Origin of the sequence: Roseateles sp. (assembly GCF_031397715.1) — a bacterium.
Lineage (GTDB): Bacteria > Pseudomonadota > Gammaproteobacteria > Burkholderiales > Burkholderiaceae_C > Paucibacter_A.
The window spans coordinates 1-18,248 of sequence record NZ_JANNMI010000267.1 but is presented as its reverse complement, the minus strand read 5'-3'; the positions used below and the strand labels follow the sequence as shown (position 1 = coordinate 18,248).

Below are 18,248 nucleotides of genomic sequence, written 5' to 3'. Positions count from 1 at the left end.
TGCTCGCAGTACCATTTGTTGATGCGGGTCAGCTTGTCGCGGGCGTCTTGCGAGCTTTGAGCTGCGACCGTGAGTTTGGCCTTGACCGTGTAGTCCTGGTAAGACGGCACGGCCACGGCGGCCAGCACGCCAACGAGGTAGATCATCACGATGAATCCAAAGCCTCCACCCAGGCGGCCGGCATAGGGCACAAACATGGCCAGCAGGTAGGCGAAGCGGTGGCGCGAAGGCATCGTGGCGTCGGCGTCCATCACCCGCGCAGCCCGTTTGCTCAGCCAGGGGTAGGCGGCAGTCAGCTCATGGAAGGACATCCAGAACCCCTTGGTCTGAGGCAATTGTTCCAGGTAAGCGGCAAGGTTGAGTTGCTTCCAACGTTGCGCGCCGGTAGCCAGTGCCGCCAGTGCGCGCGCGGCCCCCTCGGCCGAGCTCGAACAGGCCAGGCCGTGGCGGTCGCAGGTGCTCTCGCGGGCGCGTGAGTAGGCGCCGCCCAGGAGCGGCAGCCACAAGGCCGGCCAGCGCAGCAGGTGGCCCGACAGGTGCTTCATGCGCAGATGCCCCAGTTCGTGCCCGATGTAAAAGCGCACACCGTCGGCATGCTCGGCCATGGCATCGACCACACCGGACAGCAGCACCACGTACTGCGTGCCCAAGAATTTGGTGGCGAAGGCATTCATGGCGCCGTCGCCATTGAGGACGTAGGCCTCAGGGCGAGTGCTGATGTCCAGGCGATCACAGCAGGCTTCAAATTGAGCGTACAGGTCCGGGTACTGTGCGGCCGATAGCTTGACGCCATTGCCCTTGATGTGCGCGATCAGTGCCGACTGGATGAATAAATAGAGCAAGAAACCCAATGCCAGGCCGATCAATGCGATGCCGAAAGTGCCGGCGATAAGGCCCAACCAGAACAGCAGGCCGAGCACCAAGGTGATCTTGCTCAGGATCCGCTCGCGCGGGTAGACGAGGTTTTGCATGAAGTTCCCTCCCAGGAAATATTGAATAGTTCTTGCTGGCAACGTGACCCGCAAGTAACGCAATTATTAATCGGTAAGTATTGCCCATCTGATGGGGTGTTTGAGGTCGGCTTTACCCCTGGCTAGGGAATGTCTGGTTGGTTGGCAGCGCAGTCAATAGATTGCCGCGAAATCGCCGGCAACGATGGCGAAATTGTCGTGAGCCTGTTGTTGCCGGCCATCAAGGCGCCGCCAACTCCCTATGCAACCACGCCCTGGCCATCGTCCAGTCGCGCTTGACGGTGGCCGGCGAAATGGCGAGCAGCTCGGCGATTTCGTCGATTTCCAGGCCACCAAAAAACTTCAGCTCAACCACCTTGGCGGCGCGTGCGTCGATCTGCTCAAAGGCCAGCAAGGCCGCGTGGACCTGCAGCACTTCGCTGTTGACGCTCTGGCCGATTTCCTCGGCCTCGGTCAGGTTCAGCGACACCAGCTCGGCCTCGCGCTTGACCGCTTGCTTGGCGACCGCGTGGTTGACCAGGATGCGCCGCATCATGATGGCGGCGACGCCGATGAAATGGCCACGGCTTTGCCATTCGGTGCGGGGCTGCTCGCTCAGGCGAAACCAGGCCTCGTGCGTCAGCGCGGTGGCACTGAGCGTGTGGCCGGCCGACTCCTTGCGCATCTGCGCGGACGCGGCGCGTTTGAGTTCACCGTAGAGCAGGGCAAACACCTCGTTGACCGCATTCAGCGACGTGCCGCTGTCCAGCTTTTGCAGCCATTGGGTCAGGTCGGCGTGGTCGGGGCTGGTCGGCATGGCTGCGATTGTGGCCGCGGCAAAGCGTGCGCGAACACAGGGCATGTGCGGATGGGGGCGGCGCTGAGCCTGCCGGACAATTCCGGCCATGCCCAATTTGCCCCCAGCCTCCACGTCCTGGCCCGCCGTCAAGGCCTTGTTCGAGCGCGCATTGGCGTTGCCGCAGGCTGAGCGCGAGGCCTGGGTGGGCGGCGAAGCGGCGACCGACCTGTCGCTGCGCGACGAGGTTTTGTCGCTCTTGGCCCATCACTGCGACAGCACCGGCAACAGCACCGGCGGCGGCTTCATGGCCGACTCGGCGGCGCAGCGCCTGACCGGCTGCGCCGCGCGCATCGGACAACGCCTGGGCGCCTGGGAGGTCGTGCGGCCCTTGGGCGCCGGCGGCATGGGCGAGGTGTTCGAGGCCAAGCGCGCCGACGGCCACTACCAGGGCCGGGCGGCGATCAAGCTGCTCAAGCGAGGCATGGATACGGTGGCTGTGCTGCAGCGCTTCGCGCAGGAGCGCCAGGCGCTGGCGCGGCTGCAGCATCCGAACATTGCCGGCCTGCTGGACGCCGGCCTGAGTGCCGACGGCCTGCCGTTTTTTGTGATGGCCTATGTGGACGGCAAACCGCTCGACGTCGCCGCCGGCGGCATCACCCTGGAGCAGCGGCTGGCGCTGTTTCTGCAGCTCAGCGACGCGGTCTCGTATGCGCACCGGGCCTTGCTGGTGCACCGCGATCTGAAGCCCGGCAATGTGTTGGTGACGCCCGAGGGTCAGGTCAAGCTGTTGGACTTCGGCATCGCCAAGGCACTCGATCCCAGCGATTCGGTCGACGGCCAAGACGCCAACACCACGGTCGGTTTGGTGCGCCCCTTCACGCCCAATTACGCCAGCCCCGAGCAGGTGCGCGGCGAGCCGGTCACCACCTCGACCGACATTTATTCGCTCGGCGTCTTGCTCTATCAGCTGCTGACCGGCGTGCGCCCGACGGGTCGGCGCGCCACCACGCCGGCCGAGGCCGCCCGCAGCGTGCTGGAAGAAACTCCCACCAGGCCCAGCGGCCTCGGCGCGGACCTTGGCTTCGGCCCGGATTGGCTGTCTACCCGCAAGCGCTTGAGCGGTGATTTGGACAATATTTTGCTGAAGGCGCTGGAGAAAACTCCCGAGCGCCGCTATGCCTCGGTCGAGGCCTTTGCCGCCGATGTACGCGCTCATTTGGCCGGTTATCCGGTCTCGGCCCATGCGCCCAGCCGGGGCTATTTGCTGAGTAAATTCGTGCGCCGCAATCGGCTGCCGGTCGGTTTGGGGCTGCTGGCGCTGCTGGCGCTGGTGGGCGGCACGGCTGGGGCCAGCTGGCAGGCGCACCAGGCGGCCCTGGCGCGCGACGCGGCGCAGGCCCATCTGGCGCGCATCCGCAGCATCACCCGCGAGGTGGTGCTGCGTCACGGCGACGCCATCACCCATTTGCCGGGCGGCCTGCAGGTCAAGGAAAGCCTGCTGAAAGACCTGCTCAAGCACCTCGAACAACTGGCCGCCGAGGGCGGGCAGGACGGTATCTGGCAGGCCGATCTGGCCGCCGTCTACGCGCGCCTGGCCGATATTGCCGCCGATGACAACGGCGCCTCGTTGAACAAGGGCGCCGAGGCTCGCGCGTTTGCCGAGCGGGCGATTGCCTTGGCCGAGCAGGTCTGGCCGCAGCAGCGCGGCGACGCCGATTTTGTCGGTCTGTATGTGCAGGCGCTGCAGGTGCAGGCGCTGGGCTTGCGCGCGGCAAAAAAACCGGCTGAATCGGTGCAGCTGATGGAAAAAGCGCTGGTGCGCCTGGACGAGGCCGACGCCGCCGTGCCGCCGGACAAGCGCCGCGCGCTGCAGCTGACGCGGGCGGCGGCGTTGCTGCGCATGGGCTTGTTCTATGACAACCAGACCAACGCCAGCCTGAATCAGCCCGAGCTTGGCCTGCAATGGCTGGCCAAGGGCGAGGCCTTGCTGGCGCAGTTGGGGCAGACGGCCAAAGAGCCTCAGTGGCATGAGATTCAAGCCTCGCTGTTTGGTGCCCGTGCGTTGACGTTGGCGCGGGTCAACAAGCTCGCCGAGGCGCGCGTGCAGGCCGAGGCCGCCGTCGCCTCGCGCCAAGCGGCCGCCGCGCTGGCACCGAACAACACCGCCGTGATTGACGGGGTCGTCAGCGAGGCCGCCAATCTGGGCGTGATTCTGCTGCGCCAGCCCGATGTAGCGGCGGCCTTGTTGGCCACCCAGCTGTCCTGGACCCAATGCGAGCGCTTGGTGCGTGAGGCCGGGCCGGGCAATAAATGGGAGGCCGATCTGCCCCGCGTGGCCTTGCACCACGGCCGTGCCTTGGTTGAAAACCAGCGCTACGCCGAGGCCTTGGCCGTCGTCAAGGTGGCGCTGGCCGGCTTGGCGGTGCGCGCTGCCAAACAGCCCAGCGTGCATCTGACACGCCTGCAGGCTTGGCAAAACATCTATCTGGCGCGGGCCCTGCATGGCAGCGGCGAGGCGGTGCCGGCGCTGGCCTTGTTGCATCAATCGATGGCTGTGTTGGCCCCCTTGGCCGAGGCCGAGAAAGCGCGCGACGCTTTGCTCAATTTGGCCGAGGGTCAGGTCTTGCTGGCGCGTTGGGAGCCGGGTCAAAAAGCCCAGTGGCAGGCCCAGGCCAAGCGCAATTACCAGCGCGCCCATGCGATCACGGCGCTGGCCGGCGACCATGCCTTGGCCTATGTCGCGGTGGGCGGGGCTTTGTAGCGCGTCGCCGTCATGGCGGCTAAACGCAGGTCGCCGGCCACATGATGGGGCCCAGGATAAGGACCAGCGCGATGAAGGCCTTGGCCAGCATCGCGAGCACGGCCTTCGCCGCGGCCAGCCCGGTCCACAGCGGCAAATAGGTGGACTTGGGCAGCACGATCAGCTGGTCCGGCTGGCCGCTGCTCATGTGCACGCCCAGCGTGGCCGGGCTGAGCGCGTCGGCGTGGCCTTCCAGATGCAGGATGGAGGCAAAGTTATAGGACGGCGGCGGCATCGGCATCGCCCATTCCAGCGTGGTTGCCTGCCAGGGGTCGCGCTTGGAGCGGCGGCCATAGCGCAGCTGAATCAGCAGGTCGATCAGCAACAGACCGACCAGGTACATCAGGAGAAAGGTCAGGTTGAAGCCGACCAAGATCAGCCAGAAGGCCGGCACCGACAGTCGCTTGATGGTGGCGCGCCCGGTCAACAGGGGCAGCCAGTAGTAAAGACCGGCCAGCATGGGGAACAAGAAAGCGCCAGCGACGACGTAGTGCAAGTGCGCGACGACGAAATGGCTGTCATGCGCCTGACAGTCAAACGGCACCATTGCCAGCATCACGCCGGTCAGGCCGCCCAGCACGAAGACAAAGAAGACGCCGAAGATGTAGAGCATCGGCAAGTCCCAGCGGTCGGTTTTGCCGGCTGGCATGGCGGTAACTTGGTCTTTCATCACGGCGTCGGTGTCTTGGTCGAGCCCAAGAACAGAAGCAGCAAGGGCTTCAGCGCGCCGGGGTCAAACAGATGCGGCGCGATCGCGTTGGAGTCGATAGTGGGCTTGGCCAGTACCACCCAAAGGATGGCCACGATCAATAGGAAGTAAACCGTGCTCAGCGTGAGACAGGCGCGCGTGCTGAAGCGGCCGTTGCGCGAGAACGCCAGCACCGCCATCAGGCCGGCCAGCACATGCAGCATGGCCATGCCGCCCACCAAGACCATCTTCAGCGAGAACCATTCGCGGAAGGTCGTCTGCATAAAGATCAGCGCGGTGCCGGTGGTTATGGCCATGAACGCGCCCGGCTAAGTCATCACCACATAGACAAAACGGGCGATGCGGTGCAGGCGCTCAAGCTCGGCCTTGTCTTCGACGAAGCGGCGCTGCCAGCAAGGCAATGGCCGCCCAGCCCGCACGACTGTGCTCGGCTTTGCCAACGCCCACCCACCCAGCCAGCCAGCACCAGCGGAGCGGCCAGCAGCACCGGATCGGCATTCCAGCGGGTCCAGAAGTCTGCCGGCACGAGGGCCGGGCCGCAGTAGGCGATCACAAGTTCGCGGATGGCGTTTGGTCCCGGGTACTGGTGTGGGACGTGGCCAGCGAAAAGCAGACGGGTGGCTTGAGATAGGGCAAGAAACTGTAAGGCCCTAGCGCCTGATTTTGAGTCTATGGAGCGGTAAAAGTAACTGATGAAATCATTGCATAGGCGGCCGGCCAGATTGCGCGATATTGGCGCGCTGACAACTGCTGCGGGAGTGCCGTTAATGTTCAATCTGCGCGGAGTCTTGTGGCTTGGCTTGTACCGCTTGTTCATCCTGGCGCCGCTGTTCGCGCTGATGCTGGGGGCGATGCCACCGGCGCGTGGCTTTTGGACCGAGTTTGCGGCCGCACTGGGCGACTCGGGCCTGGCGATGATGGGCCTGCAGTTCGGCCTGACGGCGCGCTTTCGCTATGTCACCGTACCCTGAGGCGAGGACGTGATTCACCACTTCCACCGCCCGGTCTCGCTGGCCGCGGTCGGCCTGGTGTTCGCCCATCCACTGATCATTTTTGCGGCCCAGCCCGAGCTGCTGGCGCGGCCCGAGTCGGGCGAGATTCCTATCGGCGCGGTCGCCGCCTTGTTGTCCATCGGCGCCCTGGCTACCGTGGTGGTGGCGGCGCTGTGGCGGGTCAAACTGAAACTGTCCTACGAGCTCTGGCAGCGCACCCACATCGCCTTGGCGCTAACCGCCATCATCGGCGGCATCGTGCATATGGTGGGAGGGAGCTTCCATCTGCAGGACCCGGTCAAGTGCGCGCTGTGGATCGCGCTGGTCGCGTTTTGGGTTGCCTTGCTGATCTATGTGCGCTTGGTCAAGCCGCTGTCCAAGCCGCCGCCGGGCTGGGCCGGCGAGACCGGCCACATCACGGCCGAGCTGCTGAGCCGCCATCTGCCGTCCGCTTACGACCAGCATGAGTACTTCATCTGCGGGCCCAATCCGATGATGGATGCGGTCGAAACGGCGCTGGGTCGGTTCGGCGTGCCAATGTCCAAGTACTATTCCGAACGTTATAGCTTCGCTTGAACTGAGCCTCATCCACCATGCGCCGAATTTTTGCCAACCGCCTGGCTTTTGCCACTGCCGTGATCGTGATCCTGATGTCGGCATTGTTCGCCGCTGCGCGCGCGCAGGCTCAAGCCTTGCCGGCCCAGCAATGCCGGGCCATGCCCGACCCGCAAGCGCGCCTGCTTTGTTATGACGCTTGGGTGGATGCGCAAGCCGGGCTTGCGTCGAGCAAGAGCGCGGCTGGGCCAGCGGCACCGGCCGCCGTGAGCTTTGGCCTTGAGCAGCAGGCCCGCAAAGCCGAAGCGCAGGAGATCGAAAGCGAAATCTCTGGCCTGTTCGAAGGCTGGGGGCCCAAGCAGGTGATCAAGCTGAACAATGGTCAGCTGTGGCAGATCACCGATGACAGCTCGGCCGTGCTTTACCTGAAGAACCCCAAGGTCAAGGTGCGCCGCAGCGTGCTGGGCTACTTTGTGCTGGAGTTCGAGGCCAGCACGCATACCGCCAAGGTGCGGCGTTTGGAGCGCTGAAGGACCAACACGTCGGCCCCGTGAGGCTCAGCGCAGTCTGGGCGGCAGCAAGATGTCCGGCCCGACCTGATCAATCTGCGTGTGGCCGCAAAAAGCCATCGTCAGGTCCAGCTCCTTGTGGATGATTTGCAGTGCCTTGGTGACACCGGCCTCACCCATGGCACCCAGGCCGTACAAGAACGCCCGGCCGATGTAGGTGCCGCGCGCACCGAGCGCTCGGGCCTTCAGCACATCCTGGCCCGAGCGGATGCCGCCGTCCATATGCACCTCGATCTGGCTGCCCACCGCGTTCACGATGGCGGGCAGCGCATGGATGCTGGACTCGGCGCCGTCGAGTTGGCGCCCACCGTGGTTGCTGACGATCAAGGCGTCGGCGCCTGAGTTGACGGCCAGTCGGGCATCCTCGACGTCCTGGATGCCCTTCAAGATCAGCTTGCCGCCCCAGCGCTTTTTGATCCACTCCACATCGCCCCAGTTCAGCGCCGTGTCGAACTGCTGGGCCGTCCATTCGGCCAGCGAGCCCATGTTCTCGACCCCCTTGACATGGCCGACGATATTGCCGAACTGGCGCCGCGGCGTGCCCAGCATGCCCAGACACCAGCGCGGCTTGGTCAGCAGATTGAGCAGGTTAGCGAGGGTGGGTTTGGGCGGCGCCGACAAGCCGTTCCTGATGTCTTTGTGGCGCTGGCCGAGGATTTGCAAGTCCAGCGTCAGCACCAGGGCGCCGCAGCGCGCGGCTTTGGCGCGGTCGATCAGGCGCTCGATATAGGCGCGGTCCTTCATCACATAGAGCTGAAACCAGAACGGCGCTTGGGTGCGCGCGGCCACATCCTCGATCGAGCAGATGCTCATCGTCGAGAGGGTGAAGGGGATGCCGAACTGCTCGGCCGCACGCGCCGCCAGGATTTCGCCGTCGGCATGCTGCATGCCGGTCAGGCCGGTCGGTGCAATCGCCACCGGCATCGCCACGTCGACACCGATCATCTGCGTGGCAGTGCTGCGGTTTTCCAGATTGACGGCAACCCGCTGGCGCAGCTTGAAGGCCTGGAAGTCCGCTGAATTGGCGCGGTAGGTACTTTCGGTCCATGAGCCGGAATCGGCGTAGTCATAGAACATCCGCGGCACGCGCTTTTGAGCCAGGACGCGCAGGTCTTCGATACAGGTGATCACGGGCATGGTGGGGTCTCTCTTGCTGCTTTAGGGTCTTGCTGTGATGCATGCTAGCCGAGCCAGCTGAGAGAATGCTGAAACCCGGTCCCAAATCACCATCGCTTCCTCCATGCCAGATGAACCTCCCTTGACCGCTGCGCTGCCGCGCCCGCTCCAGCTTCGCCCCACCTGGCAGCGCGTGCTGTGGCTGCTGGCCGGGCTCGCCAGCCTGGTGTTGGGTTTCATCGGTGTTTTTTTGCCCTTGCTGCCGACCACGCCTTTCGTGTTGCTGGCGGCATTTTGTTTCTCGCGCGCCAGCAGCCGCTGCGAGCGCTGGCTGCTCACGCACCGGCTGTTCGGCCCGATGGTGCGCGACTGGCGCGCGACCCGCGCCGTGCCGCTGCGGGCCAAGCAATTTGCCAGCGTGATGATGGCCCTGGGTTCGTTGACGGCGGCCTTCAAGCTGCCGCCCCACCTGGCCTGGCTGCCGGCCGCCTGCTGTGCCGCCGTGGCCTGGTGGCTGTGGAGCCTGCCGACGCGCAAACCCTGATCAGCCCACGCACCAGCCGCGGTCACCGCCTCCGAGGCTTTGTCGACGCTGCCGCGCAGCTGCTGGCCGCAGCCCCTGTGTTCGAGTAGATTGAAACGGCTGTCCCTTGTCAGCGCCGGCTGCTCAGAACAAGCGCAGGTTTTCGGGTCTGGGGCCAGCCGCGCCCCCCTTTGGCCGGGCTCGTTTGGCGGCGGCAGGTTCCGGCGCACCCGGCCGGCTCAAAGCCCCGACGCGCACGCCCAGCAGGCGGATGCGTTTGTCCAGCGGCACCCGCTTCAGGCAGGCGCCGGCGGCGCGGCGGATTGCCTGGGCATCCTGCGTGGGCAGGGCCAGGGTGAGGTCGCGGGTGACGGTGTGAAAACCCTCGAAACGCAGCTTCAGCCCGATGGTGCGGCCCTGATAGCCCTTGCGCACCAGATCGCTCGCTAACTGCTCACACAGACGGGTGAAGATGGCGCCCAGCTCGGCCCGGTCATGCACCGCATGCAGGTCATGCTCAAAGGTGGTCTCGCGGCTGATCGAGACCGGCTCGCTGTGCGTGACCACCGTGCGGCTGTCGCGGCCATGCGCCGCCTCATGCAGCCAGGCGCCGAAGGACTGGCCGAACTGCGCAATCAGCAGTAGCGGCTCAGCGCTAGCCAGTTGCTCCACCGTCTCAATCCCCAACGCCAGCAGCTTGGCCGCCGCTTTCGGGCCGATGCCATTGACCTTGCGCACGCCCAGCGGCCAGATGCGGGTCGCAATATCGCTTTCCATCAGCAGCGTGATGCCGTCCGGTTTGTCCAGCTCGGAGGCGAGCTTGGACAACAGCTTGTTTGGCGTGATGCCGATCGAGCAGGTCAGGCCGGTGGCTTGAAACACCGAGTTCTTGATCTCGCGCGCGATCGCGCGCAGGCCGCCCAGCGGATCATGGGCGACCGCGTCGCGAATGCCGGGGATGTCGCTGAGGTCGATGTAAATTTCGTCGATGCCGCGATCCTCAATCACCGGCGCCAACTCGGCCACCGCCGCCTTGAACAGCCGCGAGTAGAGGCGGTAGGCGTCAAAGTCGGTCGGCAAGAGGATGGCATCGGGCGCGCGCAAGCCCGCCTTCATCAGCCCCATGCCGGAGAACACGCCCAGATCGCGGGCGGCGTAGGTCGAGGTGGTGACGACGCCGCGGCCGGTGTAGTCGCGCAGCCTTGAATAGCTTCGGCTGCCGTCCGCCAGCGTCTGCGGCGCATGGCTGCGGCGCCCGCCAATCACCACCGCCTGGCCCAGCAGGTCGGGGTAACGCAGCAGCTCAACGGACGCATAGAAGGCGTCCATGTCCAGATGCGCGATCAGGCGCTCGGGCAGGGCGGTGTTGGTCGGAGTTGAGGGCAGGGCGGCGGCCATCACGCATTGTCGGTCGGGCTGCTGACAGGGGCTGGCAGCAGGGGCTACGAAAAGGAGCGGTGCCGGCCTTGTAGCTGGCGTAGCACCTACACTTTCGCTAATCAATTTGAGAACAGCGAGGCGGATTTTGAAACAGCGGTTAGCGGGTAGTTTGATCGCAGCGGCGGCTATGGTCGGTGCTGTTCAGGCCGCCGAGGTCAGCGTGGCGGTCGCGGCCAACTTCAGCGTACCGATGCAAAAAATCGCCGCCGCCTTCGAGCGGGATACAGGCCACCACGCGACGCTTGTGTTTGGCTCTACGGCCAAGTTCTACACCCAGATCAAGAGCGGCGCGCCGTTCCAGGTGTTGCTGGCGGCCGACAACCAAACGCCGGCCTTGCTGGAACGCGAGGGCTTGGGCGTGGCCGGCAGCCGCTTCACCTATGCGACGGGGCGGCTGCTGCTGTGGAGCCGCCAGCCCGGCCTGGTCGATGACCAGGGTCAGGTGCTGCGCACCGGCAAATTCGAACATCTGGCCATCGCCGACCCCAAGCTCGCCCCTTACGGCGCGGCCGCCGTCGAGGTGCTGAAGGGTCTGGGGCTGCTGGCCGCGCTGACGCCGCGCCTGGTGCAGGGCACCAGCATCGCCCAGACCTACCAGTTCGTCGCGACCGGCAATGCCGAGCTGGGTTTTGTGGCGGTGTCCCAAGTTTTCTCAGGCGGCAAACTCACGCAGGGCTCGGCTTGGCGAGTGCCGGCCCATCTGCATGCACCGATACGCCAGGACGCGCTGCTGCTGGTCGCCGGTAAGGGCAACCCGGCGGCGCTGGCGCTGCTGGACTATCTGCGCGGCGACAAGGCGCGTGCGCTGATCCGCTCGTTTGGCTATGAGCTTTGAGCCGCCTGTGATGATGATGCCGAGCGCCGACGCCGTTCAGGCGATCTGGTTGACGCTGAAGTTATCGACGCTGACGACGCTGATTTTGTTGGTTATCGCGACGCCACTGGCCTGGTGGCTGGCCAATACACCCTCGCGTTGGCGTGCCGCCATCAACGCCCTGGTCACCTTGCCTTTGGTGTTGCCGCCGACGGTGCTGGGTTTTTATTTGCTGCTGGCGATGGGCCCGTCCGGGCCGTTGGGCCGTTTGACCCAGGCGCTGGGCGTGGGCACGCTGTCGTTCAGCTTCACCGGCCTGCTGATCGGGTCCATCATCTTTTCGCTGCCCTTTGCCGTGCAGCCCATCCAGCATGCGTTCGAGGCTCAAGGGCCGCGCGCGATGGAGGTGGCGGCGACGCTGCGGGCCAGCCCGCTCGATGCTTTTTTCAGCGTGGCGCTGCCGCTGGCCCGGCCCGGTCTGCTGACGGCGGCGATTCTGTGCTTCGCCCACACGGTCGGCGAATTCGGCGTGGTGCTGATGATTGGCGGCAATATTCCGGGCCAGACCCGCGTCATCTCCACGCAAATCTACGGCCATGTGGAGGCGATGGAATACGCGCAGGCGCATTGGCTGGCCGGCTTTATGGTGGCGCTGTCGTTCGCGGTGTTGCTGGTGATGGCGCTGCAGAAGCGGCGCTTGGGGCGGGTGTTGCCATGACGGACGCTAACAACCAGATTCGGCTGCAGCTGCAGCGCGGTGCTTTCGAGTTGTCGCTGGACCTGAGCCTGCCGGCCACCGGCATCACGGTGTTGTTCGGCGCCTCGGGCTCGGGCAAGACCACGCTGTTGCGCTGCGTGGCCGGCCTGGAGCGGGCGCAGCAAGGTCTGGTGCGGATTGGCGGCGAGGTCTGGCAGGACGAGGCCGCCAAGCACTTCTTGCCGACCTGGCGGCGCGCGCTGGGCTATGTGTTCCAGGAGGCCTCGTTGTTCGAGCATCTGACGGTGCTGGGCAATCTGCAATACGGCTTGAAGCGCACGGTATCGCGAACAATGCGGGCCGCGTCGAATCAGGTGCTGGACGCGGCGATCACGCTGCTCGGCATCGACCGGCTGCTGGATCGCTCGCCGACGGCGCTGTCCGGCGGCGAGCGCCAGCGGGTGGCGATCGCGCGGGCGCTGGCGACCCAGCCGCGCCTGTTGCTGCTGGACGAGCCGCTGGCCGCGCTCGACCACGCCCGCAAGCAAGAGATCCTGCCCTGGCTGGAGCGCCTGCGCGATGAGCTGAGCGTGCCGATGCTGTATGTCACCCATTCGGCCGACGAGCTGGCGCGGCTGGCCGACCATGTGGTGCTGCTGGACCGGGGCCGGGCGACGGCCGCCGGCCCCGCGGCGCAAGCGCTGTCAACGATCAACAGCCCGCTGCTGATCGGCGAGGATGTCGGTGCCTTGCTGACCGGTCGGGTGGCCGAGCGCGACAGCCGCTGGCATCTCTGCCGGGTCGCTTTTGACGGCGGCAGCCTGTGGCTGCGTGACAGCGGTCTGCCGCTGGGCCACCGCGTTAGGCTGCGGGTGCTGGCGCGCGACGTCAGCATTGCAACCCAAGCTCAAGAGGGCAGCAGCATTCAGAACCAGCTGCCCTGCGTGATCGAAGCGTCGGCGGCCGACGCCGTGCATCCGTCACAGGTGCTGGTGCGGGTCAGGCTTGGCGGTGAAGAGGGGGCGGCTACGCATCTGCTGGCCCGCATCACCGGGCGGGCTTTCGAGACGCTGAATTTGCGGCCGGGACAGCCGGCCTGGATACAGGTGAAATCGGTGGCCTTGCTGGCTTGAGGGCAGACGAGCTTTTTACTGCGCGGCCGAGCGGCCATCGACTCACCCGCGCTGGCCCAAATCCAACCTCTCCATCCCCTCTATCCCCTCTATCCCCTTCATCCTGGCTCAATTTTTTCTTCGCGCGAGCTGGCTGCCTGGCTGGAAGCTTTGGCTAGGCCAAGTTCGATTTGACAGGGCCGGAAGAAATATTTTTTGCCTGGATGAAGGGGATGAAGGGGATTGAAGAATTCAGCCTGACCCGACGATCCCACCCGGGCTCCTAGTCAATGCTTGCAGTTCAGCAAGGCCAGTGAGGATTTGGCCGCGCGCCAACAGCAGGCTGAAGTCTTGCTGATAGACATTGGAGGGCTGGGGGTGTCCGACCGCGATTCGGTCTTTGACCGCAGAAAGCAGGGCATATTGCCTGTGCATTGCCACCAATTCCGCAACACTTCGGCTCTCAAAATTGATACCGCGTGCGCATGAGGCGCCGGCGGCGGATCTTCAAGCTCAAGCCTTGTATATTGAGAGAAGTTCATCATCAAAGACCAGGCCATGCCCCCCGCCAAACGCAGGCACATCGAGGTCGAACAAGCTGCCGCTTGTGACAAGCTGCTTCAACAGGCGCAAGACGTCTTTGAGGACGAACGCCCGCTGGCCGCTGCAGCACTCGCCTTGTTGGCGGAGCAAAGTTGCGCGGGAGCTGAGCCCCAACCCTGTTCGGCGGCGGCGGCCAGATTGCAGGCCGAGGCTCACTGGGCCAACTCAGCCTTTGACCAGACCTTCAAATGTGCGCTGCGGGCGGCCGAGCATTTCGCGGCATTGAATCAAGTTGGCCCGCAGGTGGCGATGCTCAACCAGGCCGCATTGGCCGCCTGCGCAGCGGGATTGGCGGAGGAAGGTTTGCCGCTGGCTTTGCGGGCATTGGAGCTGGCCAGTCAGTCGGCATCCTTGGACAGTCTGGCCAGTGCCTTGTCTACTTTCGCCCATGTGCAGGCCAATCTGGGTGAGTTTGAAGCGGCCGAGCAAGTGCATCAGCAGGCCCTGCTCAAGGCCCAAGAGTCGGGCGACGGTCCGGTCCTGGTGCGCTGCTTCGCCAATGCCTTGATGGCCGGTGTGCTGGCCTTTGACGAGCTATTGGCCGGCGGCAAAACCTTGTTGGCGCAGGCGAGTTCGATGCGCTTGTTGCCGCTGGCTCAGCGGGCTCATGATCTGCTGGATATGAACTTTATGTCGGACGCGCAGCGCGCCATTCTGCGGCTCAATGTCGGCCACGCGATGATGAACGCGCAGCACTTTGAGGAGGCCGGGCGCCTGTTTCAGGACAGTGCGCGGCTGATGGCCGACTCTTGCTCCGAGGTGCTGCATTACTCGGCCGCACATGCCCTGTGTGAGCTTGATCTTCGCTGCGGCCATTTGGCGTCCGCGCAAGAGCGTTTACAACAATTGCTGGCAAGACGCTCGGTGACCTTGAATCCTTTGCATCGCGAGGATTTTTTACGCACGGCCATGGCTTTGGGCCAAGCGCTGAAAGAGCAGGAGCAGTCGCTCAAATATGGGATCCGGCTCAGTCAGGTCTTGGCTGAACAGGCTCAAAAGCGTCAACTTGCCGCAGTGCAGATACGCGCAGCGCAGGCGTCTAGCCAGGCCTTGCCAGGGCTGGCGAGTGAATCGTCGGGGCCAAGCGTAAAGCCTAGCCCCTATACCGACCACGATGCCGGCTCCACCGAGCAGGCTTAGACCGACTGCAGCGGAATCACTGAGGTCTGCCCCGAGGCAATGCGCTGCTGCCACTCGGCCGGGCCGGTGATGTGGGCGCTGGTACCTCCGGCATCGACCGCCACCGTGACCGGCATGTCGACCACGTCGAACTCATAGATCGCCTCCATGCCCAGGTCGGCAAAGCCGACCACCGGCGCCGCCTTGATCGCCTTCGAGACCAGGTAGGCGGCACCGCCAACGGCCATCAAATAGGCCGAGCCGTTGTCCTTGATCGCTTCGATTGCAACCGGGCCGCGCTCCGCCTTGCCAACCATCGCGATCAGGCCGGTTTGCTCCAGCATCATGCGGGTGTAGCCGTCCATACGGGTGGCGGTGGTCGGTCCCGCCGGCCCCATCACCTCACCCCGCACCGGGTCCACCGGGCCGACGTAATAGATCACCCGGTTGGTGAAGTCCACCGGCAGCTTTTCACCCTTGGCCAACATATCGGCAATGCGCTTGTGGGCGGCGTCACGGCCGGTCAGCATCTTGCCGTTCAGCAGCAGCGTATCGCCGGGCTTCCAGCTCGCCACCTCGGTCTTGGTCAAGGTATTCAGGTCGACCCGTTTGCTCTTGTTGTAGTCGGGCGCCCAATGCACATCGGGCCATAGAGCCAGGCTGGGTGCTTCCAGGAAGCTCGGGCCTGATCCGTCCAGCACGAAATGCGCGTGCCGCGTGGCCGCGCAGTTAGGAATCATCGCCACTGGCTTGGACGCGGCGTGGGTCGGGTAGGTTTTGATCTTGACGTCCAAGACGGTCGTTAGGCCGCCCAGACCTTGCGCACCAATGCCGAGTGCATTGACCTTCTCGTACAGCTCGATGCGCAGCTCTTCCAGCTTGTTGGCCGGGCCGCGGTCGAGCAGCTCATACATGTCGATGTCTTCCATCAACACTTCTTTGGCCATCAACATCGCCTTCTCGGCCGTGCCGCCGACGCCCAGACCCAACATGCCCGGCGGGCACCAGCCGGCGCCCATCAAGGGCACGGTCTTGAGCACCCAGTCGACGATCGAGTCGTTCGGATTCATCATCACGAACTTGCTCTTGTTCTCCGAGCCGCCGCCCTTGGCCGCCACCATCACGTCCACACAGTTGCCGGGCACGATGCTAACGCTGATCACCGCCGGCGTGTTGTCCTTGGTGTTCTTGCGCTCGAAGATCGGGTCATTCAGCACCGAGGCGCGCAGCTTGTTGTCGGCGAAGTTATAGGCTTGGCGCACGCCCTGGTTGACGGCGTCTTCGATCGAGCCGGGGAAGCCCTCCCAGCGCACATTCATGCCGACCTTCAGGAACACATTGACGATGCCGGTGTCCTGGCAGATCGGGCGGCGGCCTTCGGCGCACATCTTCGAGTTGGTCAGGATTTGCGCGATCGCGTCCTTGGCGGCAGCGGACTGCTCGCGCTCGTAAGCACGCGCCAAGTGGGCGATGTAGTCGGCCGGGTGGTAGTAGCTGATGTACTGGAGTGCTGCGGCGATGCTTTCGACGAAGTCGGCGTATTTGATTGAAGCAGGGATCGAGGTAGACATGATGGGGCAGGGTCCGGGAAATTGGTGAGGCTGGGCGGCAGTTTACTAAGGCTGGCTTGCTGGGGAGGGTGGCGGGTGGACCGCGATGCGGAAATGGGGGTATGGCGCGGCCTGAACGATTGCCCTGGAGGCTCGCGCGACGCCCGAAAACACTGATGAGTGGTTGCATTTGCATCGACGCAATGGTGTAATTGCATCATGTCTACATCATCAGTAATTGCAGCCACCTTATCTCCGGCGGCGCTAGTGAGTCCTCTTGTGCTCTTGGGACTGCGTGACTTCACCGTCGTGCCCACGAAGGGTCATCAAGTGATCAAGCGCGGCATCTCCAGCCGGGTCATCGAGCCCGTCAGTCAGTATCTGGGACTTGGCAAGGGGGCGCTGGCGGAGTTCATGGATTTGGATCGGGGCACGGCAACCAGGTTGTCTTCAAAGGGGCAGGATCTGCCCTCGCATGCGGCTGAGACTTTGTTGCGCCTGCTTGAAATTCACGACATGGCGGCCGATGTCTTTGCGACCGAAGATGGGGCGTCAACTTGGCTGCGGACGCCGCACCCTCTATTGGATAGCGAGCGACCGCTTGACGCAGCCAAGACGTCTTATGGCGCTCAAACCGTGAAAAATCTACTGATGTCAACCAAGTACGGCGGCACAGCTTGAGTTTGGGTAGCGTCTGGCGGATTGGGTATTGCCCGGCGCCTATGCCTGATGAGGTGGCCATCCTGATGAGCCAAGGTATTGGCTCGACCTTCTTCGACGGCCGCTGGCACAACAAATCAGGCAGGCAAGTTGTCTACGCAGGTTCAAGCCGCGCTTTGTGCCAACTAGAAAAGCGCGTGCACACCGGTGGGGTCGCTGTGAAGAGTCAAATCCTTATGCGACTGGATCTGCCAAAAGAAGCCGTCCTCCTTGACGTCATTAGTCTTGGTCTGACCGATGACTGGGCAGTTGAAGTCGCTTTGACGCGCGCCTTGGGTGATGCTTGGTTGTCTTCCGGAGCGAGCCTGGGACTTTGGGTGCCTTCCATCGTCGAGCCGCTCGAACGCAACCTGCTGCTGAATCCCGCCCATCCGCAGTATGGCGGTATCAAGTTGACGGTCGAGCGCAATCCTTTTGAATTTGACCCGCGGATGTTTTGAAGGCCACGGAAAATTTCAAGCTGATGAGCAGCACTCAGAGGCTGAGAACTTTTGTAGCGAGCGGCTGTCAGGCTAGGCGGACGGAGCGCAGAAACCGGAACGTACGCCCTGTACGTGAGGATTTCGAGCATCCGGCCAACGACGCCTGGCGGTCGCGCAGTAAAAAGTTCTCAGCCTCTCAGGGCAGACCCAATGGCTCGGGCACACACAAACTGTGAGGAGGCCTTGCGGTGGGCTCGCACCGTGAGCTGTTTGACACGCGCCGGAGCCAGTCAAGGCATTGAGGAAACTTTGGCCAGGATGGAGGGGATGAAAGGGATAAAGAGAAAACCAGGTGTCAACCTGCTAAGCGCAGCGATGCCGAAGCGCTCCAGATTTTGAACAAGATTTGACTAAAAGGGGCAGGTCTTGCCTTCACGTTCAAGACCTGACCCCGGCCCGCTTCTCGGCCTCAGACGGAAATTAACGATTCAAGACCTGACCCTCGGCCGGGCGGCGTTCCATGAGTCATTTTTTACTGAACACCAAAGATCCGCTGAAATAATCCTCGTTTCTTGAGAAACTGATTGTTCTCAATCGATATCTGCAAAGGCAAAAATTCAGCGTACTCTGAAGCCATTCCAGATGGATTGGAAGCTTTTGAGCGGAAGCCGAGGGTCAAGTCTTCGGAAGCCGAGGGTCAAGTCTTTAATCGTTAACAGCGGAAGCCGAGGGTCAAAGCGGAAGCCGAGGGTCAAGTC

19 protein-coding genes and 1 other RNA gene are annotated in these 18,248 nt (G+C 63.8%); 11 read left to right on the top strand and 9 right to left on the bottom strand.

Going from position 1 to position 18,248, the window contains the following annotated elements; all coding sequences use genetic code 11:
* Both RMO57_RS11770 and RMO57_RS11765 read right to left on the bottom strand, forming a co-directional pair.
* Nucleotides 1-971: M48 family metalloprotease (locus RMO57_RS11770; RefSeq protein WP_310386830.1), on the bottom strand; the 971-nt coding region annotated here is incomplete at its 3' end.
* Between the two features lie 220 nt (nt 972-1,191).
* Nucleotides 1,192-1,767: an ECF-type sigma factor gene (locus tag RMO57_RS11765; RefSeq protein ID WP_310386829.1), complete on the bottom strand. Its 576-nt coding sequence runs from the start codon at nt 1,765-1,767 to the stop codon at nt 1,192-1,194.
* 88 nt (nt 1,768-1,855) lie between these two features.
* Between RMO57_RS11765 and RMO57_RS11760 the strand changes: the two genes are divergently transcribed.
* Nucleotides 1,856-4,510 carry a serine/threonine-protein kinase gene (locus tag RMO57_RS11760; RefSeq protein WP_310386828.1) on the top strand — a complete coding sequence of 885 codons (2,655 nt, stop codon included), beginning with the start codon at nt 1,856-1,858 and terminating at the stop codon, nt 4,508-4,510.
* 19 nt (nt 4,511-4,529) lie between these two features.
* Here the strand turns inward: RMO57_RS11760 and RMO57_RS11755 are convergent, their stop codons facing one another.
* The 3 genes from RMO57_RS11755 to RMO57_RS11745 are packed head-to-tail and all read right to left on the bottom strand — an operon-like array spanning nt 4,530 to nt 5,698.
* Nucleotides 4,530-5,219 carry a cbb3-type cytochrome c oxidase subunit I gene (locus tag RMO57_RS11755; protein WP_310386827.1) on the bottom strand — a complete coding sequence of 230 codons (690 nt, stop codon included), beginning with the start codon at nt 5,217-5,219 and terminating at the stop codon, nt 4,530-4,532.
* A complete protein-coding gene (locus RMO57_RS11750) occupies nt 5,219-5,554 on the bottom strand; it encodes a hypothetical protein (RefSeq protein ID WP_310386826.1) in 336 nt (111 codons plus the stop codon). Before RMO57_RS11750 ends, RMO57_RS11755 begins: the two co-directional genes overlap by 1 nt.
* 12 nt (nt 5,555-5,566) lie before the next feature.
* Nucleotides 5,567-5,698, bottom strand: a complete 132-nt coding sequence (locus RMO57_RS11745) for a hypothetical protein (protein ID WP_310386825.1) — start codon at nt 5,696-5,698, stop codon at nt 5,567-5,569.
* 327 nt (nt 5,699-6,025) lie between these two features.
* On the opposite strand from RMO57_RS11745, the gene RMO57_RS11740 reads away from it, so the two are divergent.
* Genes RMO57_RS11740 through RMO57_RS11730 form a run of 3 tightly spaced genes read left to right on the top strand, consistent with a single transcriptional unit; the run spans nt 6,026 to nt 7,335 of the window.
* Nucleotides 6,026-6,229, top strand: coding sequence for a hypothetical protein (locus tag RMO57_RS11740; RefSeq protein ID WP_310386824.1), 204 nt, complete (start codon nt 6,026-6,028; stop codon nt 6,227-6,229).
* A gap of 9 nt (nt 6,230-6,238) precedes the next feature.
* Complete coding sequence (locus RMO57_RS11735) at nt 6,239-6,826, top strand: ferric reductase-like transmembrane domain-containing protein (protein WP_310386823.1); 588 nt, start codon at nt 6,239-6,241, stop codon at nt 6,824-6,826.
* 17 nt (nt 6,827-6,843) lie between these two features.
* Nucleotides 6,844-7,335, top strand: coding sequence for a hypothetical protein (locus RMO57_RS11730; RefSeq protein ID WP_310386821.1), 492 nt, complete (start codon nt 6,844-6,846; stop codon nt 7,333-7,335).
* A 27-nt stretch (nt 7,336-7,362) separates the two neighbouring features.
* Here the strand turns inward: RMO57_RS11730 and RMO57_RS11725 are convergent, their stop codons facing one another.
* Nucleotides 7,363-8,511, bottom strand: coding sequence for an alpha-hydroxy acid oxidase (locus RMO57_RS11725; protein ID WP_310386819.1), 1,149 nt, complete (start codon nt 8,509-8,511; stop codon nt 7,363-7,365).
* A 103-nt stretch (nt 8,512-8,614) separates the two neighbouring features.
* Between RMO57_RS11725 and RMO57_RS11720 the strand changes: the two genes are divergently transcribed.
* On the top strand, nt 8,615-9,034 hold the full coding sequence (locus RMO57_RS11720) for a YbaN family protein (RefSeq protein ID WP_310386817.1): 420 nt from the start codon (nt 8,615-8,617) through the stop codon (nt 9,032-9,034).
* A 123-nt stretch (nt 9,035-9,157) separates the two neighbouring features.
* Here RMO57_RS11720 and RMO57_RS11715 read toward each other — a convergent pair whose 3' ends face one another.
* Complete coding sequence (locus RMO57_RS11715; protein WP_310386814.1) at nt 9,158-10,411, bottom strand: DNA polymerase IV; 1,254 nt, start codon at nt 10,409-10,411, stop codon at nt 9,158-9,160.
* Nucleotides 10,412-10,580: 169 nt separating this feature from the next.
* Here RMO57_RS11715 and modA point away from each other — a divergent pair, with 169 nt between their 5' ends.
* The 4 genes from modA to RMO57_RS11695 all read left to right on the top strand — a co-directional run bounded on the left by modA (nt 10,581) and on the right by RMO57_RS11695 (nt 14,819).
* Nucleotides 10,581-11,288, top strand: coding sequence for a molybdate ABC transporter substrate-binding protein (gene modA / locus RMO57_RS11710; RefSeq protein WP_310386812.1), 708 nt, complete (start codon nt 10,581-10,583; stop codon nt 11,286-11,288).
* A 13-nt stretch (nt 11,289-11,301) separates the two neighbouring features.
* Nucleotides 11,302-11,985 (top strand): molybdate ABC transporter permease subunit, encoded by a 684-nt coding sequence (gene modB / locus RMO57_RS11705; RefSeq protein ID WP_310386832.1) that lies wholly within the window; start codon nt 11,302-11,304, stop codon nt 11,983-11,985.
* Complete coding sequence (gene modC / locus RMO57_RS11700) at nt 11,982-13,097, top strand: molybdenum ABC transporter ATP-binding protein (RefSeq protein ID WP_310386809.1); 1,116 nt, start codon at nt 11,982-11,984, stop codon at nt 13,095-13,097. The genes modB and modC overlap by 4 nt, the downstream gene beginning before the upstream one ends.
* A 537-nt stretch (nt 13,098-13,634) precedes the next feature.
* Nucleotides 13,635-14,819 (top strand): hypothetical protein, encoded by a 1,185-nt coding sequence (locus tag RMO57_RS11695; protein ID WP_310386807.1) that lies wholly within the window; start codon nt 13,635-13,637, stop codon nt 14,817-14,819.
* Here the strand turns inward: RMO57_RS11695 and RMO57_RS11690 are convergent.
* A complete protein-coding gene (locus RMO57_RS11690; RefSeq protein ID WP_310386804.1) occupies nt 14,816-16,369 on the bottom strand; it encodes a fumarate hydratase in 1,554 nt (517 codons plus the stop codon). The genes RMO57_RS11695 and RMO57_RS11690 overlap by 4 nt on opposite strands.
* Nucleotides 16,370-16,567: 198 nt before the next feature.
* Between RMO57_RS11690 and RMO57_RS11685 the strand changes: the two genes are divergently transcribed.
* Together RMO57_RS11685 and RMO57_RS11680 are read left to right on the top strand one after the other, a co-directional pair.
* Nucleotides 16,568-17,029, top strand: coding sequence for an antitoxin Xre/MbcA/ParS toxin-binding domain-containing protein (locus RMO57_RS11685; protein ID WP_310386802.1), 462 nt, complete (start codon nt 16,568-16,570; stop codon nt 17,027-17,029).
* Nucleotides 17,026-17,508, top strand: a complete 483-nt coding sequence (locus tag RMO57_RS11680) for an RES family NAD+ phosphorylase (RefSeq protein WP_310386801.1) — start codon at nt 17,026-17,028, stop codon at nt 17,506-17,508. The genes RMO57_RS11685 and RMO57_RS11680 overlap by 4 nt, the downstream gene beginning before the upstream one ends.
* Before the next feature lie 39 nt (nt 17,509-17,547).
* Here the strand turns inward: RMO57_RS11680 and RMO57_RS11675 are convergent.
* Nucleotides 17,548-17,624, bottom strand: a non-coding RNA gene (locus tag RMO57_RS11675) — sX9 sRNA.
* Nucleotides 17,625-18,248: the final 624 nt, after the last annotated feature.